Source organism: Cohnella sp. SGD-V74 (assembly GCF_003001675.1).
In the GTDB taxonomy this organism is placed as follows: domain Bacteria; phylum Bacillota; class Bacilli; order Paenibacillales; family Paenibacillaceae; genus Cohnella.
In genome coordinates this window covers 102,319-125,921 of record NZ_PVYW01000027.1, presented here as the reverse complement: position 1 = coordinate 125,921, position 23,603 = coordinate 102,319, and the positions used below count along the sequence as shown (strand labels likewise).

General features: G+C 58.8%; 25 protein-coding genes. 8 read left to right on the top strand and 17 right to left on the bottom strand.

Annotated elements, in window-relative coordinates:
- Nucleotides 1-496: 496 nt before the first annotated feature.
- The 6 genes from pyk to B0G52_RS31090 all read right to left on the bottom strand — a co-directional run bounded on the left by pyk (nucleotide 497) and on the right by B0G52_RS31090 (nucleotide 8,980).
- Nucleotides 497-2,251, bottom strand: a complete 1,755-nt coding sequence (gene pyk, locus B0G52_RS31115) for a pyruvate kinase (protein WP_094050322.1) — start codon at nucleotides 2,249-2,251, stop codon at nucleotides 497-499.
- Nucleotides 2,252-2,297: 46 nt separating this feature from the next.
- A complete protein-coding gene (locus B0G52_RS31110) occupies nucleotides 2,298-3,263 on the bottom strand; it encodes an acetyl-CoA carboxylase carboxyltransferase subunit alpha (RefSeq protein ID WP_094050321.1) in 966 nt (321 codons plus the stop codon).
- Nucleotides 3,253-4,119: an acetyl-CoA carboxylase, carboxyltransferase subunit beta gene (gene accD / locus B0G52_RS31105; RefSeq protein WP_094050320.1), complete on the bottom strand. Its 867-nt coding sequence runs from the start codon at nucleotides 4,117-4,119 to the stop codon at nucleotides 3,253-3,255. The genes B0G52_RS31110 and accD overlap by 11 nt, the downstream gene beginning before the upstream one ends.
- A 93-nt stretch (nucleotides 4,120-4,212) precedes the next feature.
- On the bottom strand, nucleotides 4,213-4,401 hold the full coding sequence (locus B0G52_RS31100; protein ID WP_094050319.1) for a glutamate decarboxylase: 189 nt from the start codon (nucleotides 4,399-4,401) through the stop codon (nucleotides 4,213-4,215).
- Between the two features lie 142 nt (nucleotides 4,402-4,543).
- Nucleotides 4,544-5,287, bottom strand: a complete 744-nt coding sequence (locus tag B0G52_RS31095; protein WP_094050318.1) for an alpha/beta hydrolase — start codon at nucleotides 5,285-5,287, stop codon at nucleotides 4,544-4,546.
- A 45-nt stretch (nucleotides 5,288-5,332) separates the two neighbouring features.
- Nucleotides 5,333-8,980: a DNA polymerase III subunit alpha gene (locus B0G52_RS31090; RefSeq protein ID WP_094050317.1), complete on the bottom strand. Its 3,648-nt coding sequence runs from the start codon at nucleotides 8,978-8,980 to the stop codon at nucleotides 5,333-5,335.
- 159 nt (nucleotides 8,981-9,139) lie between these two features.
- Here B0G52_RS31090 and B0G52_RS31085 point away from each other — a divergent pair, with 159 nt between their 5' ends.
- From B0G52_RS31085 to B0G52_RS31075, 3 genes are all read left to right on the top strand, one after another.
- Nucleotides 9,140-9,466 (top strand): YtrH family sporulation protein, encoded by a 327-nt coding sequence (locus tag B0G52_RS31085; protein ID WP_094050316.1) that lies wholly within the window; start codon nucleotides 9,140-9,142, stop codon nucleotides 9,464-9,466.
- 9 nt (nucleotides 9,467-9,475) lie between these two features.
- Nucleotides 9,476-9,976: a sporulation membrane protein YtrI gene (locus tag B0G52_RS31080; RefSeq protein WP_094050315.1), complete on the top strand. Its 501-nt coding sequence runs from the start codon at nucleotides 9,476-9,478 to the stop codon at nucleotides 9,974-9,976.
- A gap of 170 nt (nucleotides 9,977-10,146) precedes the next feature.
- On the top strand, nucleotides 10,147-10,446 hold the full coding sequence (locus B0G52_RS31075; RefSeq protein ID WP_094050314.1) for a YtpI family protein: 300 nt from the start codon (nucleotides 10,147-10,149) through the stop codon (nucleotides 10,444-10,446).
- Nucleotides 10,447-10,455: 9 nt separating this feature from the next.
- On the opposite strand, the gene B0G52_RS31070 is transcribed toward B0G52_RS31075, so the two are convergent.
- On the bottom strand, nucleotides 10,456-11,799 hold the full coding sequence (locus B0G52_RS31070; RefSeq protein ID WP_094050313.1) for a DRTGG domain-containing protein: 1,344 nt from the start codon (nucleotides 11,797-11,799) through the stop codon (nucleotides 10,456-10,458).
- 160 nt (nucleotides 11,800-11,959) lie between these two features.
- On the opposite strand from B0G52_RS31070, the gene B0G52_RS31065 reads away from it, so the two are divergent.
- On the top strand, nucleotides 11,960-13,300 hold the full coding sequence (locus tag B0G52_RS31065) for a sensor histidine kinase (protein WP_094050312.1): 1,341 nt from the start codon (nucleotides 11,960-11,962) through the stop codon (nucleotides 13,298-13,300).
- 61 nt (nucleotides 13,301-13,361) lie between these two features.
- On the opposite strand, the gene B0G52_RS31060 is transcribed toward B0G52_RS31065, so the two are convergent.
- The 7 genes from B0G52_RS31060 to B0G52_RS31030 all read right to left on the bottom strand — a co-directional run bounded on the left by B0G52_RS31060 (nucleotide 13,362) and on the right by B0G52_RS31030 (nucleotide 18,368).
- Nucleotides 13,362-14,066, bottom strand: a complete 705-nt coding sequence (locus B0G52_RS31060; protein WP_094050311.1) for a hypothetical protein — start codon at nucleotides 14,064-14,066, stop codon at nucleotides 13,362-13,364.
- 77 nt (nucleotides 14,067-14,143) lie between these two features.
- Nucleotides 14,144-14,734: a hypothetical protein gene (locus tag B0G52_RS31055; RefSeq protein WP_094050310.1), complete on the bottom strand. Its 591-nt coding sequence runs from the start codon at nucleotides 14,732-14,734 to the stop codon at nucleotides 14,144-14,146.
- Between the two features lie 152 nt (nucleotides 14,735-14,886).
- Entirely contained in the window at nucleotides 14,887-16,539 is a 1,653-nt protein-coding gene (locus B0G52_RS31050) for a b(o/a)3-type cytochrome-c oxidase subunit 1 (protein WP_094050309.1), read from the bottom strand.
- Nucleotides 16,540-16,552: 13 nt separating this feature from the next.
- Nucleotides 16,553-17,023, bottom strand: a complete 471-nt coding sequence (locus tag B0G52_RS31045) for a cytochrome c oxidase subunit II (protein WP_094050308.1) — start codon at nucleotides 17,021-17,023, stop codon at nucleotides 16,553-16,555.
- 18 nt (nucleotides 17,024-17,041) lie between these two features.
- Complete coding sequence (locus B0G52_RS31040) at nucleotides 17,042-17,203, bottom strand: cytochrome c oxidase subunit 2A (protein WP_106359418.1); 162 nt, start codon at nucleotides 17,201-17,203, stop codon at nucleotides 17,042-17,044.
- Between the two features lie 287 nt (nucleotides 17,204-17,490).
- Nucleotides 17,491-17,883, bottom strand: coding sequence for a cupredoxin domain-containing protein (locus B0G52_RS31035; RefSeq protein WP_094050307.1), 393 nt, complete (start codon nucleotides 17,881-17,883; stop codon nucleotides 17,491-17,493).
- Nucleotides 17,884-17,996: 113 nt separating this feature from the next.
- A complete protein-coding gene (locus B0G52_RS31030; RefSeq protein ID WP_094050306.1) occupies nucleotides 17,997-18,368 on the bottom strand; it encodes a hypothetical protein in 372 nt (123 codons plus the stop codon).
- A gap of 151 nt (nucleotides 18,369-18,519) precedes the next feature.
- Here B0G52_RS31030 and B0G52_RS31025 point away from each other — a divergent pair, with 151 nt between their 5' ends.
- Together B0G52_RS31025 and B0G52_RS31020 are read left to right on the top strand one after the other, a co-directional pair.
- Entirely contained in the window at nucleotides 18,520-18,867 is a 348-nt protein-coding gene (locus B0G52_RS31025) for a GerAB/ArcD/ProY family transporter (protein WP_233163234.1), read from the top strand.
- Nucleotides 18,842-19,243, top strand: a complete 402-nt coding sequence (locus B0G52_RS31020; RefSeq protein ID WP_094050304.1) for a Ger(x)C family spore germination protein — start codon at nucleotides 18,842-18,844, stop codon at nucleotides 19,241-19,243. Before B0G52_RS31025 ends, B0G52_RS31020 begins: the two co-directional genes overlap by 26 nt.
- 286 nt (nucleotides 19,244-19,529) lie before the next feature.
- Here B0G52_RS31020 and B0G52_RS31015 read toward each other — a convergent pair whose 3' ends face one another.
- Nucleotides 19,530-19,754, bottom strand: a complete 225-nt coding sequence (locus B0G52_RS31015) for a helix-turn-helix domain-containing protein (RefSeq protein WP_019422432.1) — start codon at nucleotides 19,752-19,754, stop codon at nucleotides 19,530-19,532.
- Nucleotides 19,755-19,956: 202 nt separating this feature from the next.
- Nucleotides 19,957-20,583 carry a YhcN/YlaJ family sporulation lipoprotein gene (locus B0G52_RS31010; protein WP_158223964.1) on the bottom strand — a complete coding sequence of 209 codons (627 nt, stop codon included), beginning with the start codon at nucleotides 20,581-20,583 and terminating at the stop codon, nucleotides 19,957-19,959.
- A 206-nt stretch (nucleotides 20,584-20,789) separates the two neighbouring features.
- Here B0G52_RS31010 and B0G52_RS31005 point away from each other — a divergent pair, with 206 nt between their 5' ends.
- Nucleotides 20,790-21,758, top strand: coding sequence for a ketoacyl-ACP synthase III (locus tag B0G52_RS31005; RefSeq protein ID WP_094050302.1), 969 nt, complete (start codon nucleotides 20,790-20,792; stop codon nucleotides 21,756-21,758).
- Nucleotides 21,759-21,790: 32 nt separating this feature from the next.
- On the opposite strand, the gene B0G52_RS31000 is transcribed toward B0G52_RS31005, so the two are convergent.
- Nucleotides 21,791-22,696: an NAD-dependent epimerase/dehydratase family protein gene (locus tag B0G52_RS31000; protein ID WP_094050301.1), complete on the bottom strand. Its 906-nt coding sequence runs from the start codon at nucleotides 22,694-22,696 to the stop codon at nucleotides 21,791-21,793.
- Between the two features lie 183 nt (nucleotides 22,697-22,879).
- Here B0G52_RS31000 and B0G52_RS30995 point away from each other — a divergent pair, with 183 nt between their 5' ends.
- A complete protein-coding gene (locus B0G52_RS30995; RefSeq protein ID WP_094050300.1) occupies nucleotides 22,880-23,602 on the top strand; it encodes a glycosyltransferase family 2 protein in 723 nt (240 codons plus the stop codon).
- The last annotated feature ends 1 nt before the right edge of the window (nucleotide 23,603 follow it).

Genomic DNA, 23,603 nt, shown 5'->3' with positions numbered 1-23,603 from the left:
TGTCGTATCGATTCATTTTCGTTCGCTCCCTCGTTAGCTTTCATTTTATTTCATACGAGGGTGTTTTTCGACTGCATTTTTATCGTAGCACTCCAAAAAAGCGCTACGCACGTATTCAAAATGTCGTGCAGACAAACTGAGTGGACGGGATACCCGCAAAAGAGGAAAAGGCGCTACGCACGTATTCAAAATGTCGTGCAGACAAACTGAGTGGACGGGATAGCGGCAAAACAGGCGGAGAACGATAAACTCCGGTGCCGGATCTCTACAGCCGCACTACAATCTTGGGTATTACACATTGGGTGTTCCATATTGCCACATTGGACTTGCCCAATCGCCTCGCCAGTTCTCTTGAATATGCTTTTGTACGTTGCCTCCATAATATAAGCTTACCTTAACAAATTTTCTGAAATAGAAGAGTGATTATATACGCTGATATGGGGACAAAAATCCCCGCGGCAAGGCCGCAGGGATTTTTATATACCCGTTCCGTTAATTACATGACTTTCGCTTGGCCGGAGTAAATGACGCCGTGCTCGGCGTACAGCGTAACTTCCATGCCGTCTTCCAGCAGCTTCGTCGCGTTGTCCACGCCGACGATAACCGGAATGCCCAGGTTAAGGCCTACGACAGCCGCGTGGCACGTAATGCCTCCGCACTCCGTAATGACAGCAGCCGCCTTCTCGAATGCCGGCATATACTCCTTGTCCGTCGAAGGAGCGACCAGAATGGCGCCGGACGTCATCTTGCTGTTCGCTTCTTCCGGAGAATTCGCGATGACGATTTGGCCGGTCGTGCTTTGGGAGCCGATGCCTTGTCCTTTGGCGATCAGTTCGCCGACGTTGTGGATCTTGATCAGGTTCGTCGTTCCGGAACGGCCTACCGGCACGCCCGCCGTAATGACGATCGTGTCGCCGAGGCGGACGATGCCGCTGTCCAGCACGCCCTGCACAGCGATCTCGAACATCTCGTCCGTCGTGGACGCGGACACGCCTTTAACCGGAATGACGCCCCAGACGAGCTGCAGGCGGCGAAGCACTTGCTCCACCGGCGTCACGGCGATAATCGGGGATTTCGGCTTGTATTTGGAAACCATGCGAGCCGTATAGCCGCTCTCCGTCGAAGTAACGATCGCTTTCGCCTCGAGATCAAGCGCGGAGTTGGCTACCGCCTGGCTGATCGCCTCGGTTACGGAAGTCTGCTGAGCGTTCGCTTGCTTCGTGAAAATTTCGCGGTAGTGCAGCGCGGACTCCGCGCTCTCCGCGATGCGGGCCATCGTCTCTACGGATTCGACCGGATATTTGCCGGCCGCCGTCTCGCCGGACAGCATGATCGCGTCGGTGCCGTCGAAGATCGCGTTGGCGACGTCGGAAGCTTCCGCGCGCGTCGGACGAGGGTTGCGCTGCATGGAATCGAGCATTTGCGTAGCGGTAATGACCGGCTTGCCGACGCGGTTGCACTTCTCGATCATGAGCTTCTGAACGAGCGGCACTTCTTCGGCCGGAATCTCGACGCCGAGGTCGCCGCGGGCAACCATCAGACCGTCGGACACTTCCAAAATCTCGTCGAGGTTGTCGACGCCTTGCTGGTTCTCGATCTTGGAGATGATGTGAATGTGGCGTGCGTCGTGACGCTCCAGCAATTCGCGGATTTCGAGCACGTCGCTGGCGCGGCGCACGAAAGATGCGGCGATGAAATCGACACCGACTTCGATGCCGAACTTGATGTCGCTGATGTCCTTCTCCGTCAGACCCGGCATGGAGATCGCCACTCCCGGAACGTTAACGCCTTTCTTGCTCTTGATCTGGCCGCTGTTGACGATCTGGCACTTGATCTCGGTGCCTTGAATGTCAATGACCGTGAGGCCGATCAGGCCGTCGTCGATCAGAATCGTCGAGCCGACGCTGACGTCGGACGGCAGATCCTTGTACGTTACCGGAACGCGGGTGATGTCGCCGAGAATTTCTTCCGTCGTCAAGGTGATGTACTCGCCTTGAACGAGCTCGATCGGCTCTTCCTTCAGCTTGCCGAGGCGAATTTCCGGTCCCTTGGTGTCGAGAAGGATGGCGACGGTCTTGTTCAGTTCCTGGGAAGCTTGGCGAATGGCCTTGATCCGGTTGCCATGCTCTTCGTAGTCTCCGTGCGAGAAGTTCAGCCGGGCGACGTTCATGCCGGCGGCGATGAGCTTCTTCGTATTTTCCAGCGATTCGCTGGATGGTCCGATCGTACAGACGATTTTCGTTTTACGCATGATTTCTTTTTCCTCCGTTATCTATCCAGGTTGCATATATGGAGAGCTATTCCAGCTCTGCGGTACCGAAGCGTCCGACTTTGCGGAACTTCCGATACCGGTCTTCCCTCAGTTCGTCCGGCGACAGCTTGCCCAGCTCTTGCAGATTGCGCCACAGCGCCTCTTTGATCGACTCGGCCTGAGCGGCCTTGTCCCGGTGAGCCCCGCCTTGCGGCTCCGGTATGATCTCTTCGATGACGCCGAACTCCAGCAAATCTTTCGCCGTAATTTTCATCGCTTCCGCGGCCTGGTCGGCCTTGGACGCGTCCTTCCACAGAATCGAAGCGGCTCCGTTCGGGGAAATGACCGAATAGATCGCGTTCTCCAGCATCAGCACGCGGTTGCCCACGCCGAGCGCGAGCGCGCCGCCGCTGCCGCCTTCGCCGATGACGACGCAGACGATCGGCACGCCAAAATTCGCCATCTCGAGAAGATTGCGGGCGATCGCCTCCGATTGGTTGCGTTCCTCCGCGGTATCGCCGGGATAGGCGCCCTTCGTGTCGATAAGCGTGATGATCGGGCGTCCGAACTTATTCGCCTGCTGCATGAAGCGAAGCGCTTTGCGGAAGCCTTCGGGGTGCGGGCTGCCGAAAAACCGCTGGATGTTGTCCTTCGTATCCTTGCCCCGCTGGTGCCCGACGACCGTTACCGGCATGCCGTTCAGCTTGGCCAGACCTCCGACGATCGCAAGATCGTCCGCAAATACCCGATCCCCGTGCAGTTCGACAAAATCGGTGAAGATCAATGAAATATAATCCAGAGACGTCGGGCGCTGGTGATGACGGGCCATGTGCATGATCTGGGCCGCGCTCATTCCGCCATAAACCTCCGACTCGAGCTGCTTGTAACGCTCTTCGAGCCTCGCGATCTCGTCCGAGAAGTCGATCTGTTTCTCGGCGCCGAAATGCTTGAGCTCGTCTATCTTCTTGCGCAATTCGGCGAGCGGCCTCTCAAAGGGCAGTTCACTGGACATCGGCCGGCTCTCCTTTCCAAGCATGCATATCAAGAAGCTTGGTCAATATGGCTTTCATTTCCTTGCGGGGAACGACCTTGTCCAGTTGGCCGTGCTTCAGGTTGAACTCGGCCGTCTGGAAGTTGTCCGGCAGCTTCTGGCGAATCGTCTGCTCGATGACGATGCGTCCGGCGAAGCCGACGATCGCTCCCGGCTCGGCCAGAATGTAGTCGCCGAGGCTGGCGAAGCTTGCGGACACGCCGCCCAGCGTCGGATCCGTGAACACGGAGATGAACAAGCCGCCCTGCTCATGGAACTTGGCGAGCGCGGCGCTTGTCTTGGCCATCTGCATCAAGCTGAGAATGCTCTCCTGCATCCGGGCGCCGCCCGACGTGGAGAAGAGAACAAGCGGCAGCTTCTTCTCGGTGGCTCTCTCAATGGCGCGGGTCACTTTCTCGCCGACGACGGAGCCCATGCTTCCGCTGAAGAAATCGAAGCTCATAACCCCGATAACGACCGGGAAGCCGCCGATTTCGCCTTCACCGGTGACGACGGCGTCCTTCAGCCCGGAATTCGCCTTCTGCTGCTCCAGCTTGGAGGCGTAGCCCGGAAAGTCGAGCGGGTCTTCGGAGACCAGGTTTTCGTCAATCTCAAAAAGACGCCCCTCATCGAGCGTCATCGCGATGCGCTCCCAGGCGTTCAACCGATAGTGATGCCCGCAGCCGGAGCACACCTTCAAGTTTTTCTCCAGCTCTTTGCTGAGCTGGATTTGACCGCATTTGGGGCAGCGGTTCATGAGCCCTTCGGGAATGTCCCTCTTCGTGCGTTCCGACGGAACGACGGCGTATTTTTTCTTCTGGAATAGATCCTTGAACACAGCGACACCTCACAAGCGATAAATGACGGGGCCCGCGTTCGAGAAGCCCGGATGCCGGACCGTTCGAACAACCTCTATGGGTATCGTACTGGATTACAGGTGCAGAATGCTTCCTAATACCTCTTGCACTTCCCGCACCTCGCCGGATGGAACCAATATTTCATATTGCGGTTTCGTTAGGTTTATGGGGCGTACTTGTACGAGAAACCCTTCATCGGTAAGTCGCTTCTGAATTCTGTCGGCGATCTTAGCGGTCGGCGCGATGTAGATGACCGTCCACATGATGCGGTACCCCCAATTTCTTAATCGTTCAATGAAAAACGAAGACAGGCAATATGGAAATCATAGCACAGATTCCGCAAGACTAGCAACCGAGAAGCGGCAGTCCGAGGCTACGCGCCCGCAAAAGAAAGCCGATTGTCGGTCAATCAGCTTGCAGAGGGAGCCAGCTCAGCACTCTCCGGATTTTAAGATCCCAGTAGCCCCATTCGTGGGTTCCCGGCTCTTCCTCGTAGGTGAGCGGAAGCCCGAGCCCTCGGCAATGCTCGCGGAAGCGCACGTTGTCCTCGTACAGGAAATCCTCCGTGCCGCAGCATTGATAGAGAAGCGGAGCGCCCGGCCGGCCCGCGACCCGCTCCGCCAAAGCGAACAGATCGATGGACGAGCCCGGTACGGAAGCCGGATCTCCGACGATGTTGCGAATGTCTCCTCCGAAGTCTTCCGCGACGAGACGGTTCACGTCCACGGCGCCGGAGAGGCTGGCTACGGCCGCATAACGGTCCGGATGCGAGAGGCCGAGCTTAAACGCGCCGTACCCGCCCATCGAAAGCCCTGCCGCGAAGTTGTCCTCCCTGCGCTCCGACAGCGGGAAGAACGAACGCGCCAGGCGCGGAAGCTCCTCGCTGACGAACGTCCAATACTTCGCTCCGTGCGCCATGTCCGCATAGAAGCTGCGGTTGACGGCCGGCATGACGACGGCGAGCCCGTACTCTTCCGCGTAACGCTCGATCGACGTTCTCCGGCACCAGGTCGTATGGTCGTCCGACAAGCCGTGCAGCAAATACAGCGTCTTCAGCGGTCTGCGCTTCTCCCCTTGCGGGATGATTACGTTCATGGAAGCCGAAATTTCCAACGATTCGGAAAAGAAACTGCTCTGAAATAATGCCACGTCGATTCCTCCATCGGGGTATAAATTGTAGGGTATGCGTTGACGTTACTTGACTCTTACTCTGTCTTTCCCCAGCAATTGCTCCAACTCCTCGACAAGCGCGGGTTTCGGATCGACGTAATATTCATCGCTCAAGGCTACCGTGCGGCGATCCTTCTCGTAGCGAAGAATCGTCGGCAGCTTGCCGGGATGCGCCTTCAGCAGCAGCTTGAGGCGGATGAGCGTCGCGGGCTTCTCGTGCTCCGCGTCGATGAGAATGTAGACGCGCTGCTGCTCCAAGGCCGCCGATGCAGCCGCAGCAGGAGCAGGAGCGGCCTCGGACACGGCCCTGGCTCTCGCCGAGGAGGCCGCGGTTCCCGATGCCGGCTTGCTCGCGGCCGCCCCGGCAGGCGCCGCTCTGTCGCCGCCTCTGCCGGAGTAGCCGCCCCCTCCCGCGCCGCCGCTTCTCCCGCCGGAAGAGAGCCGCCGCAGCCTCTCCGCCTGGGCCTTCAAGTCGTCGGCGTCCAGCGGCAGGATGTCGTCCGCCAGCAGCTTGTAATCTTCGTCCCCGTGCTGCACCTTGGCCCGCACGAAGACGAGCGAGCCTTTCTTGACGAAGGAGGACGCCTTGGCCCATGCGGACGGGAAGGCGACCAGCTCCGTCCCCATGATCCGGTCTTCGATCTCCAGGAACGCCATCGCCTGGCCCTTGCGCGTGACGAACGGCTTCATCGAGACGATCATGCCCGCCGTGAACGCCGTCGCCCCGTCCGGCAGCTCGGCGATATCGACGAGCCGCTCGACCTTCAGCTCCTCCATCAGCTCATCGTAAGCGTCCAGCGGGTGACCGGACAGGTAGAGCCCCATCAGATCCCGCTCCAGCTCCAGCATCTGCGTCTGCGAATAGGCCGGAACGGCCGGCAGCTCTACGTTCCAGTTCGGCGTCTCCTCGAAGTCGAACAGCTCGATCTGCAGCTCCTCCCGCTCCTTGCGCCAGAGCGCCGCGGCCGCGACCGTCGGCTCGAGCGCGGCGAGCTGCTGGGCGCGGTGACCCGGCATCGACTCGAGCGCTCCCGCCTGCACGAGCGACTCGATGACGCGCTTGTTGCACGCGCGCGGGTCGACGCGGCGGCAGAAGTCGCTCAAGCTCTCGTAGGGTCTCTCCCCCCGCTCGCGCATAATGCTCTCGATCGCCTGCGTGCCGACGTTCTTCACGCCCGCGAGCCCGAAGCGGATCGCGCCGCCCCCCTCGCCGAAGGCGACCGGGGTAAACAGCACGCCGCTCTCGTTCACGTCGGGCTTAAGCACGGCAATGCCCATTCTGCGGCATTCGTCCACGTATTCCGCCGTCTTCCTCTGGTTGCCGACGACCGCCGTCAGCATCGAAGCCATGAAGGCGACCGGGTAGTGGGCTTTCAGATAAGCGGTCTGGAAGGCAAGCACCGCGTAGGCGGCGGCGTGCGCGCGGCAGAAGCCGTAATCGGCGAACCGGACGATCAGATCGTATACGCCGTTCGCTTCCTGCTCGCTGTATCCCAGCTTCAGGCTGCCCGCAACGAAATGCTTCCGCTGCTCGTCCAGCACCTCCCGCTTCTTCTTGCCGACGGCTCGCCTCAGCAAATCCGCCTGACCCAGAGAAAATCCGGCCATCACCGAGGCGATCTGCATGATCTGTTCCTGATAGACGATAATGCCGTACGTATCGGCGAGAATCTCCTTCAGGTTGGGGTGGGGATACTCCACCTCCACCAAGCCGTGCTTGGCGCGGATAAACTGCGGAATGAACTCCATCGGACCGGGCCGGTACAGCGCGACCGCGGAGACGATGTCCTCGAACGAGGACGGCTTCATCTCCTTGAGCACGCGGCGCATGCCCGTGGACTCGAGCTGGAAGATGCCCGTCGTCTCCCCGCGGCCCATCAGCTCGTAGGTCGCCGGATCGTCGTAAGGCACGTCCTGCCAGCGCAGCTCCCGTCCGGTCTGCTCGCGGATCGACGCGAGCGACCTCTCGATGATCGACAGCGTCCGCAGCCCGAGGAAATCCATCTTCAGCAGGCCGACCGCTTCGAGGTGCTCCATCGAATACTGCGTCAGCGGCACGCCTCCCGTGCCCTCCTGCAGCGGCACATAGTCCGTCAGAGGGTCGGAGGAGATGACGACGCCGGCCGCGTGCGTGGAGGCGTGGCGGGGCATCCCCTCCACCCTGCGAGCCATCGCGATCAAGCGGCTCGCCTCGCCGGCTCCTTCCGCCAGCGCCTTGAACTCCGAGCTCTCGCGCATCGCCCGCTCGATCGACATTCCCGGCATGCCGGGAATGAGCTTGGCGGCCTTGTCTACGTCCCCGTACGGCAAGTTCATGACGCGGCCGACGTCCCGGACGGCCGCCCGGGCGGCCAGCGTTCCGAACGTAATGATCTGCGCGACGTGCTCCGCCCCGTACTTCTCGACGACGTAGCGGATGACCTCGTCTCTCCGCTCGTCGCTGAAATCGATGTCGATGTCGGGCATCGTCACGCGCTCCGGGTTCAGAAACCGCTCGAACAACAGCTTGTGCCTCAGCGGGTCGACGTCGGTAATGTTCAGGGCGTACGCCACGAGGCTGCCCGCCGCCGAACCGCGCCCCGGCCCGGTGACGATGCCGTTCTCGTGCGCGAACCGGATGAAGTCCCATACGACCAGGAAATAATCGTCGAACCCCATCTCCCCGATAACGCGCAGCTCGTAGCCGAGCCGTTCCTCCGCCGCGGCGCGGAAAGCCGCGTCCGCCCATTCGGACGTCCCCTCGTAACGCGCCCGCAGGCCGCGATCGCACAGCTCGGCCAAATACCGCCCAGCCGTCTTGCCTTCCGGCAGCGGAGCAAATTCGGGCAGAATATGCCGCCCGAACTCCAGCTCCAGTGTGCAGCTCTCGGCGATTCGGACCGTGTTGGCGAGCGCCTCCGGCACGTGCCGGAACAGCGCCGACATCTCTTCGCCGCTCTTCATATACAGTTGATCGGTCGCGATCTTGAACCGTTCCGGGTCGTCCATCGTCTTGCCCGTGCCGATGCACAGCAGCACGTCCTGCAAGGAATGATCCTCTTCGCAAATATAGTGCGAGTCGTTGGTCGCGACGAGCGGAATGCCCAATTCCTCCGACAGCCGGATGACCCCGACGGTAATCTTCTTCTGCTCGAGAATGCCGTGGTCCTGGATCTCCAGGTAATAGTTTTCCCCGAACAGCGCGCGGTAGCGCAGCGCCAGTTCCTTCGCCGCGTCGTAGTCGTCGGCCTCCAGCCGCTTGGACAGCTCGCTGCTCATGCAGCCGCTCAGGCAGATAACGCCCTCGGCATGGGCCGACAGCGCTTCGAAATCGATGCGCGGCCGATAATAGAAGCCTTCCAGATGGCCGATCGTCGTCAGCTTCATCAGGTTGCGGTAGCCCGTCTCGTTCTTCGCCAGCAGCGTCAAATGATAGGTCGGCTGCTCCTTGCGCGACTGCTTGTCGTGCCTGGAGCCGGCCGTGATGTAGGCCTCCATGCCGATGATCGGCTTGATGCCGCGCTCCAGGCACGCCTTATAGAAAGGAACGGCGCCGTACATCACGCCATGGTCTGTCAAGGCCAGCGAGGTCATGCCGAGCTCCGCCGCCTTGGCCGCCATCTCCTTGATCCGGGCGGCGCCGTCCAGCAGGCTGTACTCACTATGAACGTGAAGGTGGACGAAATCGCACATGATGATCCCCCTCTTTTTCCGAAGTCGGTTCTCTCCCAAACACACGTTCGAACCTTCATGATTATTATTGTATCATAAGCGGCCGGGCCAGTCCCATAGATATGATAGAGAAGAATCAACCGCGAATCGCCGCGTGCGGACGCGCTTAGGGGGATGGACATGGACGAGTTTTTCACGAAAGCGGCTTTCAGCTTCTTCATCGCGTTCGGGGTCGTGCTCGGAGGGGCGCTGCTGGCGGGAATGGGGTCGGTATTCCTGTTCACTCCGCCCAAGGAAAAGATGCTGCAGGTAGCCAGCAACCTGAAAATATGGGCGCTCGTCGCCGCCGTGGGCGGCACGATCGATCCGATCCGGGTCATCGAGTCCCACGTGCTGGTCGGCTACCTCTCCCCCGCCATGCAGCAGATCGGGTACATCCTGTTCGCTTTCCTCGGCGCGCACATGGGCGTCGAGCTCATTCAATGGCTGCACAACAACGGGGGGTGACGAGCGGCCATGCGGGTCCCCTCGTTCGACCGGTTCCAGAAGTTCATGCAGGTTACGGCGTTCTTCGTGTGCGGCATGATCGTGGGCAGCGCCGTCTACAGCGCGCTCAAGAACAATATCGTCGACCAGATCATTCTGCAAAACTACGAGCTCAAGGATCAAGTCGACTCGTTGCGAAAAGATTTGGAGATGGCGCATCAGGTACGGAAGGAAAACGTCATACGCAGCATCGTGACCATCTTCATTCACGAGCCGAGCGACGCGGAAGCGATCGATATTTTGACGGAAAAGGAGCTTAAGAAGCGGCTGAAGGAGGATCTGGACATCTTCATCGGTCGAAGCATCTACATGATCAACACCGACTCCACCTTCGCGAGGAAGCTGCTCAATTCGAAGGTGTACGACCAGATCGAAGGCCAGGACTACGATGTGACGATCCGCACGATGCTTGTCGTCGACGGCGTGCTTCAGGTGTGGGTCGAAGCCAAGAAGCACTTGATCGGCAAATAGCCGCTCTCCCCGCCCGGGCGTATCGGAAGATGCGCCTATTTTATGGTACAATACATGCATAAACGGCTTGCGCTGTCCGCGGGGCCGGCGGGGGTGACGTTTACGCGGGTGATTCCGACTCGCTTACTCATGCCCGCATCGCAACGTTCAAAAGGAGCTGCTTCTTCGACATGGTCAACGTGCTTCAATGGTTATTCGGAATACTGGTCGTCGTCACGGTCCTGTTCTCCGCGCTGTACAGCGTCCGTTCCCGCCGCACAAGCGACGGGCGCCTTCGCGGCCTGTACGCTTCGCGAATGAACATCAGCATGGGGCTGATGCTGATCTTCATCGCCATCATTCAGATGTTCATGTTCCCCGGCTCTTCCGTAAGAGTCGTGGTCGGCGCCGTGTTCCTCCTGCTCGGCCTGTTCAATCTGTTCGCGGGCCTGCGCAACCATTCCCACTTCTCCCGACTGATGCGCCAGTAAACCGGCGAATCAAGACGGATCGATCGTCTGGGCGGTCAGCATCGCTTTGGCGACGACGTCGCCGTCCAGCATCGCCTCCACCTCCACCTTCACGTACCTTCTGCTCGCCTCGATGATCCGGGGAACGATCGAGATGCTCGCGTCCACCGGCACGGTGCGCAGGAAGTACGTCGTCATGTTATCCAGCACGTGTTCCCTTCTTCTCAGCTCCTCGACGGCCCGGCTGGCCGCCTGCTGCATGAGCGACGTCAGCACGCCTTCGGAGATCGTGCCGATCGGCCCCGACATTTGCGGCGTGGCCAGTCCCGTATACTGGAGCCTGTTCTCCGCGTCCCGCTGCTCCGCGAAGCCCCCCCACATGAGCGCGTCGAACGTCTCGCCCAGATGGGCCGGGCGGTTCGCGAACTGCATCGCGCGCAGCACCTCGCCCCGATTGATCGCGCCGACCAGCTTCCGCTGCCGGTCCACGACGGGCAGCAGTTCAATGCCTTCCGACACCATCCGATGGGCGGCGGACGCAACCGGCGTGTTCAGCGTAACCGTCATCGGCCTTCTCGTCATCAGCTTGTCGAGCGTCTGATTCGTCGGAGAGCCGGAGACGTCCTTGAACGTAATCATGCCGACAACGCGGTTCCACTCGTCCGTGACGGGAAAGCGGCTGCTTCCCGTCTGCTCGCTCAGCTTCACGAAGTCGGCGACGGTGGAAGACATCTTCAGCGCCCCGCTCCGGGCCGAGGGCTCCATCAAGTCGGCGATGATCATGATTTTGCGCTTGATAAGCTGGTCGTACATCGCCCGGTTGATCATCGAAGCGACGGTAAACGTATCGTGCCGGCAAGTGAGAATCGGCAGCTTCCTCTCGTTGGCCAGCTTCCTCACTTCCTCGCTCGTCCCGAATCCCCCCGTCACGAGAACTCCCGCTCCCTGCTGGAGCGCGATCCGGTGCGCGTTCTCCCGGTTGCCGACGATCAGCAGGCTGCCCGCGTCGATATAGCCGGCCATCTCGCCGATCTCCATCGCGCCGATGACGAACTTGTGCAGCGTCTTGTCCAAGCCCGCCTCTCCGCCGAGCAGACTGCCCTGCACGATCTCCAGCACTTCGGCGAACGTGAGCTGCTCGGGGTTCCCGCGCCTCTTCTTGTCCACGCGGACGGTGCCGATCCGCTCCTTCGTGCTGACAAGCCCGAGCTGCTCGGCTTCCTTCAGCGCCCGGTAGGCCGTTCCTTCGGATACTTCCTTGTCTTTGGCCATCTGGCGCACCGGTATTTTCGTGCCGATCGGCAGATCGCGAATGTATTGCAGAAGCAGCTCATGCTTCGTCGGCTCGTTCGGATGATTGTCGTTTCTGGACATCCCCCGGCTCCTTCCGCTCCAATGTTAAGCACATATAAAATCTGAATAGAGATCGCTTCCATCGCTTGCCAACGAACGGCAAAGTAGTACAATAGGCATATCGACATAGGTCGACCACAATCGACGTTATTCGACAGTCTTAAGGAGGATTTCTGCCGGTATGCTGCTTTCCTACCTACAGCTCGTCATCGGCCTGTCCATCCCTCAGGCTCTCGTTCGCATTTGGCTCGTCTTCGCGGTTGCCGGCCTCGGGCCGAGCCGCCATGCCCGCAAGCTCGTCCTGTTCGCCGTCGCGAGCTCGATCCTCGGCGATCTCGACTACTGGTTCGTGTCGGCGCCGGTTCACGCTCTGACTTCGACCTGCATCGCGCTGGCCGCTCTGTACGCCGTCTTCAGGAAGCTCGGCGCCAGAAGCGTGCTGCTGCTTTTCGTAACCTATACCGCGGTCAGCTTCCTGACGGACATCGTCGGAGGAGCGCTGATCCAGGTTCTGCACGGGATGACCGACCGCAAGGACGTCATCGCCCATTACCCGGCCGTTCTTCATTCGGTATACGTTCCGCTCGGAGTCGCTCTCGGTCTGTTGGCGTTCTACTTGGAGAAGCGCAGCTTCCCCTTCCTTCATCGATTATACCAGTATTTGCTGGATATCCAACAATCCCGAATGAAGGAGGTGCTGCTGCTGACGATCGTGCAGCTCTTCGTGCTTGGCCTGCTGTTCTCCATCGGCATGGAGAAGGGCAAGCGCGGCTTCTCCGAAGCCCCGTACAACTGGACCGTCTATGCGCTCGTGCTGCTGACCTTCTGCTCGATCTTCTACATGCTGCGCCTGTTCGTCCGCATTCGGGAGGAAGCGATCGTGCAAACCCGCGACGTCTACGCGGAGGAGATCGGGCAGATGTTCACCGTCATTCGCGGCCATCGGCACGATTTCCTGAACCATATGCAGGTGATGTCGTCCATGCTGCAGATGAACAAAATTCAACAGCTCAAAAGCTACATGGACGAGTTGGCCAAAGAAGCCCACGCCGTCGCCCCGGTGTTCGATCATTCCTCCCCGGCGCTGGCCGCGTTCGTCATCGGCAAGACCGGGCAGGCGAAGGCGAGGGATATCCCGTTCGCTTGCGATATTCCGGCCCGTCTGGAGATCGAAGCTTTCGTCAAAATGATCGACCTCGTGAAAATTATGGGCAACCTCGTCGACAACGCGTTCGAGGAAAGCGAGCGGCTTCCTTCGGGCAGCCGGGACGTTCGCCTGACGATCGGCAGCGAAGGCGACACGCTCGCGCTGGAGGTCAGCAACCGGGGACGCGCTTTGACCGACGAGGAGCTGCGCATGATGACGATGCCCGGATATACGACGAAGAAGAGCGGCCATTCCGGTCTCGGGCTGGCCATCGTGCAGGAACGGGTTCAATTCTACCAGGGCGCGTTAAGCATCCGCTACTGCCCGGAGAACGGAACGACGACCATTCGAATCGGGCTGCCCCGAAAAAAATGAAGAAGCTGTCTCAGCAAGCGAACACCCCCGCTTGTGAGACAGCCCCACCCTCTTGATCTCGTTACGCCAGAATAGAAAAGACGAGGTACAGCAGCAGCAAGTACGCGGCCAGCGAATAGACGATATACAGGAATCTGTGCTCTCGTCCCACTTCGTGCGCATGCTCCGCTTGACCGACGAGCAGCACGAGATTGACCAGCAGCAAGAAGGCGCCGACCAACGTCGACAACTGCAGGGACACGAACGCCAGCAGCCCGGAGACGAGCCAGCCAGCCCCGAACGCCAATTGCGTGCCGCCCAGATGGGCGACGGCTTCCCGCCAATCGCGCTTGCGGGCGCCCTGCCAGTTGCCGACCAGCGTAAGCGAACCGATCAACAGCGCGATGGAGAACAGGCCGAGCAGCAGAAATTTGCCTGGCGAGGCGATGCCGAGCACCCCGGTTATGAACAAGCTGCCAAACGCTTGGAAAAGGCCCAGCTTGGCTTTGACCGCCTCCAGGAACAGCCAATTCCAGAGCACGAACCCGATGACGCCCGCGGCGGCGCCTATCGCCCCGTAGATCCATTCCGTCTGCGGCTGCAGCTTCTGCGCCGCGGACGGATTTCGGAGCAGCGCCAGCAGCTTCTGCCCATCCACCGCCGCAAGCGGGGACGCGGGAGCGGCGGCGGCAGGAGCCGGACTCGCCGCGGCGGCCGTCTGGCTCTCCGCCTCTTCGTTCGCTTCTTTCTTATGCAGATCGGGCTGATTCGAATGCGTGTCGGACATGTCGAATTTTCCTCCTCGGAACAACTTAGGAATATTTTACCTCCCCTTGTTGTTCGACGAAAACTCCGAAAATCCTCTTACTCCACGTCGATGCGGATTTTTTCCGTGCGAATCCCGTAATCGACTTCTTTCGTGCCGAGCGCATCCGGCGCCCCTTCGTAAAGCTCGAACCCGGCGCTCGCGGCAATCTCGTAACGGCCTTCCGGGAACCCATCCCCCGATAGAAACTGCTTCAAGAAATCCTTATCGGGGTCCTGATCTCCGTAACCGCCCGCCTTGGAATACGCTTCTTCGAACCACTCTCCCTGCTTAAGCGTCGTCCGGATCAAGGGCATCGGCATCGGGTAAGCGATCTCGATGCCGCGGGTCGTCTCCCGGATCGGGAACGAAATCGGAGAAAAGGCATGGCCGATCGTCACTTCGGGCAGCGGACCGTCGTATTTCAATCGCGCCTTGAGCTTCACGGGCTCGCCCTTCCGGTAACGCGCCTTCTCCGTCTCCAGCTGAAGCACGAAATCCCCTTCCCTCGCTTCCGCCAGCAGCGTCCCCGCCGCCAAGGGAGCTTCGGTCTGGGAAGCGTCGGGCTGCGCCCCTTCCCCGCCTTCTCGCGAACCGCAGCCGCTGATTAACAACGCAGCCGCCCCTAATATCACGATGATTTTCTTCATTGCGGCAAATCCCCCTTCGAATTCCTGTTTTCCCTTCTAACGAGGCCGAAGGCGAATTTGTTTCAGCGAACGGCCGCATATGGCAATAAGCCCGCCCCGAGCGCCGCTTAAGGCGCCCGCAGACGGGCCTTGCCCAAAAAATTAAAGCCCAATTACCAGGTCACGTATCCCGGAGAGCCCGGAGTCGGATTGTTGATCTGATCGATAACCGGAATCGTATAGGCGATCACGATCAGGATGACGGTCAGCGCGATCCACAGCTTCCAGTTTTCCAGGAAACGAGGAGTCGGCTCCGAAGCGTCGGACACTTCGCCGATCGGATACTCGGTCTCCCCCTTGGGAGCGCGCATCAAGGCGATAATGTTATAGATGATGAGCAGCACGCCGGCGAACAGAATGATGCCTCCGATGGCCATCGCCACGTGGTAAGGGATCCACATGATGGCGTCAGGATGATCGTCGTACGTGCTGTAAGCGGTGCGTCTCGGCGAGCCGAGCAGTCCTACGGTGTGCATCGAACCCGACATGAAGAACATGCCGACGCACCAGATGACCGTCTGGATAATGCCCAGCTTGTTCAGGCGCGGCGTAAGCACGCGTCCCGTCACGACCGGAATGAGCCAGTAGACGATGCCGAAGAAGGTCAGCGCGACGCTCGTTGCCACGGTCAGATGGAAGTGTCCGGTTACCCACAGCGTGTTATGGACGACGGCGTTCATCTGGTTGCTCGCGTTGATCAAGCCGCCCGCGCCGGCCGGAATGAAGATCAGCATGCCCATGAACGGCGCGAAGAAGCGAACGTCTTTCCAAGGCAGCACTTTCACCCAGCCGAACAGCCCTTTCGTGCCTTTGGAGCGCCCGTTCAGCTCGAATGTAGCGAACAGCGAGAACGCGGTCATCAGCGACGGAATAACGACCATGAACGTCAGCACGACCTGGAGATATTTCCAGAAGTGGCTGATCCCCGGTTCCATGAGCTGATGGTGGAAGCCGACCGGAATCGAGAACAGCAGGAACAGCACGAACGACATGCGGGCCAGCGCGTCGCTGAATATTTTCCCGCCGATGATCTTCGGAATGATGACGTACCAGCACATGTAGGCCGGCAGCAGCCAGAAGTAGACGAGCGGATGGCCGAAGAACCAGAACAGCGTTCTGCTCAGCACGACGTTGACCGTCTCCACCCATCCGAACGACCACGGAATGAGCTGCACGACGACTTCGATCGCTACGCCGATCGTCGCGATCTGCCAGAGCAGCATCGTAATGACGGACATGAACGCGAACAGCGGGGACAGCTTGCCTTTGTTCGTTTTTCTCCATTGGACGTACTGGTAGAAAATGCCGAACCCGCTCAGCCAGCTGCCGATGACGACGAGCGCGAGCGCAACGTAGAACCACGGAGAAGCTTTCATCGGCGCATAGAACGTATACAGAACGCTCGCTTTGCCCAGCAGAATGACGACGACGCCGATCAGCGTGCCGATGGACATGAGCCAATATCCGATCCAGCCGAGCCTCTTCGTCAACGGCAATAGCCGTCCGCCAAGCGTCTGCGAGACGCCGGAGTATAAGAATCCTACGATAAAGTAGGTCGTGAAAATAAGCGCCATCAGCACGCCGTGAGCCGTCAGCAGCTCGTAATAGCCGATGTTGGCCGGCAAGGTGATCGTGCCGCCCTTCACCATCCCTTGCAGCATGCCCGCAATGCCGCCGAGCAGCAGCGCCGCGAACGCGAACAAGACGTGGGCGATGACCAGCTGCCCGTCCTTGCGGTCGAATGTCGATAGTTTGGAATCAGTCATGGGACGCGTCCTCCTATTTCACCACGAGGGTGGTTTTCATCATTTCGTGGGCGATCCCGCAATACTCGTTGCAGAGAATCAAGTACTCGCCGGGCTTGTCGAACGTATGGGACACGTGGCTGACTTCTCCGGGCGTCACCATGACGTTGACGTTCGTTCCCGGAATCTCGAAGCCGTGGACGACGTCGGAAGACGTAATTTCGAAGTGGACCGTCGCTCCGGCGGGAACCTCCATCGGAATCGGGTCGTAGCCGAAGGCGTAGGCGACCATGACCGCCTTGTACACGTTGTCTCCGATCTTCGTGATCTGAGGCTTGTCGAACGGCGGCGTCTCGCTCACCTTCGTCGGATCAATGCGGTGAATGTGCTCGTTGGGCGGGGCGATGCCCCTTCCGAACGTCATAATTCCCAGCACGAGCAGAAATACGACCAGCATGGACACGCCCGCGGTCAGCCATATTTTCTCTAGTCGATGCATATGCATATTGATTTCTTCCCCCTTCTAGTCGCGTGCGACGAACAAAATGAATACCCCGATCCAGGTAATGGCCAAGAACGCCCCAAGGATCATGACGGAGGCGAAAGCTCCTTTGAGCGATTGCTCTTTCTTCTCCGGCTCCGAATGGCCTTCGTGCGGCTTCGACACCGATCGATCATCGCGCATTCCGATTCCTCCTGATTTCAAGTTGTCTTCATTGTAAGGACTTCCGGCCTAGCGGACTGTGATAATTGTCACTGGAAGGCCGTCTATTGTGGACGATTTGTTACACCGTTTTCGCGCGCAAGCAAAAACGCCTTCGGCGTCCTCTGGACGATGAATGCGTTTTGTCGGAGACGATTCGGATAAGGATAGCGAATTTTATACTTTCCGAATCGTTAAGAAAAGGGCCGCACCGCAAGCGAACCGCGTCTTCCCGGCGGATTGCTTATGGTTCGGCCCTTCAGAGGGCGTTATTGCACGATCAGCTTGCTGATCATATCGTCATGGCCTTTGCCGCAGAAGATCGAGCACACGATCTTGAATTCGCCCGTCTTGTCGGCGACGAACTTCACCGTGGCGTTGCCCTTGACTTCTTTGTCGTAGCCTTCGACCTTCAATGCATGATTGCCTTGGCTGTTCTTGAGCGTAATGCTCACTTCGTCGCCCTGCTTCACGGTAATTTCACCCGGCTCGAACTTGAAGTTCGTAGCGTCGATCGTGAACGCCTTCGCCTCGCCGCCGGACGTTCCGGCTTGCGCGGCCGCCGGAGACGGGCTGGATTCCTTCTTGTCCCCCCCGCCGCAGCCGGATGCGACCAACATCGCGGCCAACAGCAATGCGCTTAAAGATACCCATTTTTTCATTGTTTATTGCTCCCTTCGACGGTATCGTCTCGTTTACAAGCTCATCATATACCGGAAGGGAAGCATCGAATGTGATTTGTATCACAGCGTAACAATATTGACACAACCTGCCATCAGAGCCTTCTGTAACCTTGAGGCAGATTGCCGCTGTCGCGGATCGCGCGAATTTGCGCCAGCGTCAGCCGCTGATTCGTCGAGATAAGCGACTCCGCATCGTTGCCGCCGATAATATCGTCCAGATCGGCAATGCTTCTATTGCCGCGGAATACGCGGAAAGTGCCTCTGAAATTGGGACGAGTGAACAAGACCAGAGTCGCGTTGCTGCTCGTGGAGAAAAATCTCAGGCTTTCGATGCCGCCAAGCCTCGTATCCAGATTCGCAATGCCCAAGTTGCCCCGATAGATCGCGCTGCGCCCGCGAAAATTCTCCTCGGTGTACACCGTCAATCTCGGATACGTCTGCAAGGAATTCACCTTGTTCGCCATGGCCATCACCTCCTTTCCCCTCAATATATGAAGAAGGACGAGATGTGCTTGTACGATTGAACCTTGGCTCTTCGCAGGGTTTCGCCGAGAACAGAATAATTTCCCAGCCGGTGGCGAACTCTGAATAAGCAGCATGCTTAACCAGCCCTTGATGAATCTGCTCAAAACGATCGAATTCAGGTTCCTCGAACGATTCGACATGATTTTTCTCGCGCTGTACCTGTTCATCGTATCCAGATGCTGGATTCTGTACTGCTACTCCGCGATCTATTCTGCCAGCCGTTTGTTCGGCAAGCCCGATCACTCCCGGTTCGCCTTCGCCTTCCTGGCCGTCTTCGTCGCGCTCGTCTTCGTCCATCAGCCGACCTGGAACGAAGCCGACCGCAGCGAGATCGTGCTGACGATTATGAACGAATGGTGCATGTTCGCGTTCCCCATTCTGCTGCTGGCAGCCGTCAAGGGAAAAGAACTCATTGGATGGCGGGGATCGGGAGGATGAAGCTGAAGCGAAAATAAAAACGGAAATCAGCACCTCCCGCTCGTACTCGCTTCGAGCCGCCAGGGACGAGAGCGACCGAACGTTCACGGCCTACTCGTCCGGCGGCAAAACCCAGCTGCTCCTGATCGGCAAAAAGCTGATGCGCCGCAAAGGCTGGTTCACGCTGCTCGATCCGTTCCTGCGGGAACCGAAAAACACTTCTTCGGTGCGCATCGTTCTCGTCGACGGTCCGGTATCGAAACTCGTCCATTTCAACCCGAAGGACAAATCGAGGCTGCCCGTCTATTTGACGAAACTGGTCGATACGGCTTCCTATCGCAACTTGTGCATGCGGACGGACGGTTCACATTCGACTATCGCTTCAAAATCAGGGTGATTCTGTCGGAGAAGCTGTTCCCCCTCGATCCGCTGCAGAACGATAAGATTTTACAGGAAGAGATGAGCCGGCAGATGGAAGAGAAATTCTCTCGTGTCGTCTATTCAGTGACGCTTCTGGTGGAGACCATTCAAGCAAGCTCCAATAACCGAGTGCGTCAGTCAGAGGATATGGCGGTCATTTCAGGATTACGACATCAAAAAGCCCTCCTCCCCGCTCCCTTTCGGGAACGAAGAAGAAGGCCCGCGCCGATCGATCAGCGGCAATGAAAGGTGCACCTGCTGCTTTAAATCTTTAGCTCCCCGAGCTTAATAAGCTCGACAACCGCTTGCGAACGACCTTTGACATTCAGCTTCTGCATAACATTCGAGATATGGTTTCTGACCGTTTTCTCGCTGATAAACAACTGCTGCGCAATGTCGCGGGTCGTCTTGTCCTGTACCAGCAGTTCGAAGACTTCGCGTTCCCGATTGGTGAGTAGGAATTTGCTTTTATGGTCGCTGCCCTTCAACGTTTGTCACCCCTCCTTGCCCGGGAATGTTGTGAATACAAGGTATAGGGATACAGTCAACTTTATCATATGAAAGGGGTTTTCCTCTGGTGCGGAGGTCGGGCAAAATGGGCTCTGGAAAATGATTCGGCCGTCCTGCCAAAAAAACAGCCCGAAGCTCCGGATACTGCGGAGCCTCAGGCTGTTGGCGTTTGCGGGCGGGTTAGCGAGTTCGAGTGCCGGACCGTTCCGGGAAAATCCGCTCGACGAGAGCGTTGAACTCGGTCAAGAAGCCTTGAATCGGATGGCCGGCCCTGACGTCGTTGGCATAGCCTTCCATGCGGCCGATGAAATCGGGGTTCGCGGAGACGTATACGTTCTCCACAGAAGGAGAGAGCGACTTGACCTGATCCGCGATCTTGTCCTTCACGGCGTCGTTAAGCGCCGTATGCCCGGTGTTCGCCCGGTCGTCTTCCTTCACGGCCACGTAGGCGTTGCGGTCGGTCAGCATCACGTAAGCCGAATCGATGCCGGGCATCGCCGCGACCTTGTTGGCGATCCGATCGCTTGCTTCCATCCGCGTATTGCCGTGCATGCCGACGATATTGTTGTTGATGCGCTGGTTGCCGTTGATGCGGTTCTGCTCGTTCGCCTCGTCGTTGGCGAAACGTCTCACCGGGGGACGCAAGCCGAATTCGTCGACGCCGTACCCTCTGGCGGCGTTGTTCTGGCGAACGGCGTTGTTGCGAATATTTTTATTGCCCAAATCCCCCGTTTTATTCATGCATCCCGACAGCGCGATTGCGGATGATAATAACACGGTCGTTGAAATCATAATGCCTTTGCGCACGACAGCATGGCCTCCTTCTTGATCGAATGCTCGGGACTGCTCAGCTTTCGTTTCCCGCCCGATCATAGGATGCTTCCGGAGGCACTCGATTATTCGATTATTCGATCGGTCTCCCTTGACAGCGATGTCGGCGGGAAGTATGATTGCAATATTAGCACCTGATACTAATACTTAATACTAAAATAAACGAAGCGGAGGAATGCGCAATGGCTGCCGCAACGACGCAATCGTTTCAATCGAAAGCCCGTCTTGTCGCCATCGGAAGTTATGTACCCGGTGAAGTCATTTCGAACGCGGATCTGGAAAAAATGGTGGATACGGACAACGAATGGATCGTCAGAAGAACCGGCATTGAGCGCCGTCACCGGGCTGCGCCGGACGAATCGACGAGCGATCTGGCCATCGCCGCCGCTGGCGATCTGCTCGCCCGTTATCCGTCCGTGGACGCCTCGCGGATCGACGGCATCATCGTAGCGACGACGACTCCCGATATGCCGTTCCCGTCGGTCGCTTCCAAAGTTCAGCAAGCGATCGGCGCCGCCCGCTGCATGGCCGTCGATATTAGCGCCGCCTGCGCCGGCTTCGTATCCGCTCTGCAGATGGCGAACGGTCTGATCCTGAGCGGATCATACCGTTCCGTGCTCGTCATCGGCGCCGAAACCTTGACGAAGATTACCGACTATACGGATCGCTCCACCTGCATTCTGTTCGGAGACGGCGCGGGAGCCGTGTTGGTGGAAGCCGATGAATCGGGCGCTTTCCTCGCCTCCAACGCGATGACGGACGGCAGCGGAGGCATGCAGGTGTACTGCTATCCGCATGAAAAAATCGTCCAGAACGGACGCGAAGTGTACAAATGGGCGCTGTCGACCGTCCCGGACGGAGTGCGCGATCTTCTCGACCAGGCCGATCTGAGCGTTGGGGATATCGACTGGTTCGTGCCGCACAGCGCCAATCTGCGCATGATCGAAGCCATCTGCGAAAGGCTGGAAATCTCCTCCGATAAAGCGCTGCAAAGCGTCGTAAACAACGGCAATACGTCGGCCGCAACTATTCCGCTGGCGCTCGACGCGGCAAGCAAAGAAGGCCGGCTGCGCCCCGGACAGCTCGTGGCGCTGTACGGCTTCGGCTCCGGCTTGACCCAATCGGGCCTGCTGCTCAGATGGACGATCTGATTCCGGGAAGTCGGGGGCGCAAGACCCCGCCTTCACTTTCTCCCGAATAGACGCGACAGTCCTTCCTCCAGCGATATGGCAGGCTTCCATCCCAGGACGGCTGCCGCCTTGCGCGACGACAGTCTGCTGCTTCTGGCATCGCCGCTTCGTCCCGGTTCGTAGAGACGGCCGTACGAGGCGGCGGCCAATCGCTCGCAGCGGTCCGCCAGCCCGTTAATCGAAGTGGCGATTCCCGTCCCGATGTTAAACGCCTCCCCGTCGCCCTCGGCGATCGCGGCGATGTTCGCCTTCACAACGTCATCCACGTGAACGAAATCCCGGCTCTGCTCCCCGTCGCCGTGAATGACCAGCGGCTGCCCGCTCGCGATTCTCTCCATGAAACACGCCACCACTCCCCCCTCGCCCCGGGCTGCTTGTCCCGGACCGTATACGTTGGCGTATCGCAAAATCGTGTGCGGAGTTCCCCACCATTTTCCAGCATGTTCAATGTATTGCTCGGCCACCCACTTTGACAGCCCGTAAGGCGCGCTGGGTTTCTTCGGACTCGCTTCCCTGAGCGGTCGGCCCCCCGCCGCATCCCCGTACACCCCCGACGTCGAAGAAAATACCAGCTTGCTTCCGGCTTCCCTGCACCCTTCCAGCACTCTCAGCGTGCCGATTACGTTGCTCCTGCCGTCCTCGGCCGGACATCTGATCGAAGTGCCCATCCCTACCTGCGCCGCCAGATGAAAGACGACCTGAGGACGGATTTCCGCAATCAGTTTCGCCGTTGCCGCGTCTTCCGCATGTATCCGATGAAGATCGACCGCCGCGGGCAGCCTTCCGACATTCCCGGTGCTCAGATCGTCGATCACGATCGCCTCGTCTCCCCGTTCCAATAGCGCACGGACCAGACGACTCCCGATAAATCCCGCTCCCCCAGTCACGACGACACGCATTGGCTTTTCAGTCCTTTGCCTTTTTCCTCCATTTTATGGAGACAACCCGTCCCCCGCTTGGACAGACGGAGGAAAATAGGCGGCCGGACACGGTTCATGCGTCGTGGCGGCAGACGCCCTGTCCACATACGATAGAGCATCCGCTTTGCTTAACCCGACTGAAGGATGGAGGTTGCCTGATTCATGACTTACGATCCTTTTCCGCTCGTGAGCGTCATTATCCCGTTTTACAATTGCCCCTACATCGATCAATCGGTCGCAAGCGTGCTGAACCAGACGTATCCCAATATTGAAATCATCGTCATCGACGACGGCTCGACGCTTCATCAGCATAAGCTCGACCCGTTCCGTTCCCGCATCCGTTACATCGGCAAAGCCAACGGAGGCACAGGCAGCGCGCTGAACTACGGCCTTCGCATCGCAAGCGGCAAATATTTCGCCTGGCTCAGCTCGGACGATCTCATGTACCCGCACAAGATCGCCCGCCAGGTTGCGTTCATGGAAGAGCACCAGGCTCCGATCAGCTGCACCGACTTCCATTTGATCGACGCCGGCAACCAAATTACGATGAGCGCGCTCGCCGTCAAATTTCCCAGCCTGAAGAAGCTGATCGAAGCGTTGTTCACGTTCTGTCCGATCAACGGTTCCACCGTCATGATGCACCGCTCCGTTCCCGAACGGATCGGGTACTTCAACGAAGCGCTGTCGTGCACGCAGGACTACGAATATTGGCTTAGAGTTCATCTGGCCAGAATCGATTTTTATTTTATTAACGAGGTGCTCACTCTGTATCGCTGGCATGACGGGATGGGCTCCGTGCAGAAAAAGGCGGCCGTCGACTTCGAATTCAATCTCGTGCGCGACCGGTACTCTCCTCAACTGCATGCCCTGCTGAACGTGCTGTAGC

Excerpts from the sequence above, each read along its gene's own strand:
- pyk (WP_094050322.1), bottom strand. The coding sequence starts at position 2,251 with ATGCGTAAAACGAAAATCGTCTGTACGATCGGACCATCCAGCGAATCG.
- B0G52_RS31110 (WP_094050321.1), bottom strand. The coding sequence starts at position 3,263 with ATGTCCAGTGAACTGCCCTTTGAGAGGCCGCTCGCCGAATTGCGCAAG.
- B0G52_RS31100 (WP_094050319.1), bottom strand. The coding sequence starts at position 4,401 with ATGTGGACGGTCATCTACATCGCGCCGACCGCTAAGATCGCCGACAGA.
- B0G52_RS31090 (WP_094050317.1), bottom strand. The coding sequence starts at position 8,980 with ATGTGCGATTTCGTCCACCTTCACGTTCATAGTGAGTACAGCCTGCTG.
- B0G52_RS31085 (WP_094050316.1), top strand. The coding sequence starts at position 9,140 with ATGGACGAGTTTTTCACGAAAGCGGCTTTCAGCTTCTTCATCGCGTTC.
- B0G52_RS31080 (WP_094050315.1), top strand. The coding sequence starts at position 9,476 with ATGCGGGTCCCCTCGTTCGACCGGTTCCAGAAGTTCATGCAGGTTACG.
- B0G52_RS31075 (WP_094050314.1), top strand. The coding sequence starts at position 10,147 with ATGGTCAACGTGCTTCAATGGTTATTCGGAATACTGGTCGTCGTCACG.
- B0G52_RS31070 (WP_094050313.1), bottom strand. The coding sequence starts at position 11,799 with ATGTCCAGAAACGACAATCATCCGAACGAGCCGACGAAGCATGAGCTG.
- B0G52_RS31065 (WP_094050312.1), top strand. The coding sequence starts at position 11,960 with ATGCTGCTTTCCTACCTACAGCTCGTCATCGGCCTGTCCATCCCTCAG.
- B0G52_RS31060 (WP_094050311.1), bottom strand. The coding sequence starts at position 14,066 with ATGTCCGACACGCATTCGAATCAGCCCGATCTGCATAAGAAAGAAGCG.
- B0G52_RS31055 (WP_094050310.1), bottom strand. The coding sequence starts at position 14,734 with ATGAAGAAAATCATCGTGATATTAGGGGCGGCTGCGTTGTTAATCAGC.
- B0G52_RS31050 (WP_094050309.1), bottom strand. The coding sequence starts at position 16,539 with ATGACTGATTCCAAACTATCGACATTCGACCGCAAGGACGGGCAGCTG.
- B0G52_RS31045 (WP_094050308.1), bottom strand. The coding sequence starts at position 17,023 with ATGCATATGCATCGACTAGAGAAAATATGGCTGACCGCGGGCGTGTCC.
- B0G52_RS31040 (WP_106359418.1), bottom strand. The coding sequence starts at position 17,203 with ATGCGCGATGATCGATCGGTGTCGAAGCCGCACGAAGGCCATTCGGAG.
- B0G52_RS31035 (WP_094050307.1), bottom strand. The coding sequence starts at position 17,883 with ATGAAAAAATGGGTATCTTTAAGCGCATTGCTGTTGGCCGCGATGTTG.
- B0G52_RS31030 (WP_094050306.1), bottom strand. The coding sequence starts at position 18,368 with ATGGCGAACAAGGTGAATTCCTTGCAGACGTATCCGAGATTGACGGTG.
- B0G52_RS31025 (WP_233163234.1), top strand. The coding sequence starts at position 18,520 with ATGAATCTGCTCAAAACGATCGAATTCAGGTTCCTCGAACGATTCGAC.
- B0G52_RS31005 (WP_094050302.1), top strand. The coding sequence starts at position 20,790 with ATGGCTGCCGCAACGACGCAATCGTTTCAATCGAAAGCCCGTCTTGTC.
- B0G52_RS31000 (WP_094050301.1), bottom strand. The coding sequence starts at position 22,696 with ATGCGTGTCGTCGTGACTGGGGGAGCGGGATTTATCGGGAGTCGTCTG.
- B0G52_RS30995 (WP_094050300.1), top strand. The coding sequence starts at position 22,880 with ATGACTTACGATCCTTTTCCGCTCGTGAGCGTCATTATCCCGTTTTAC.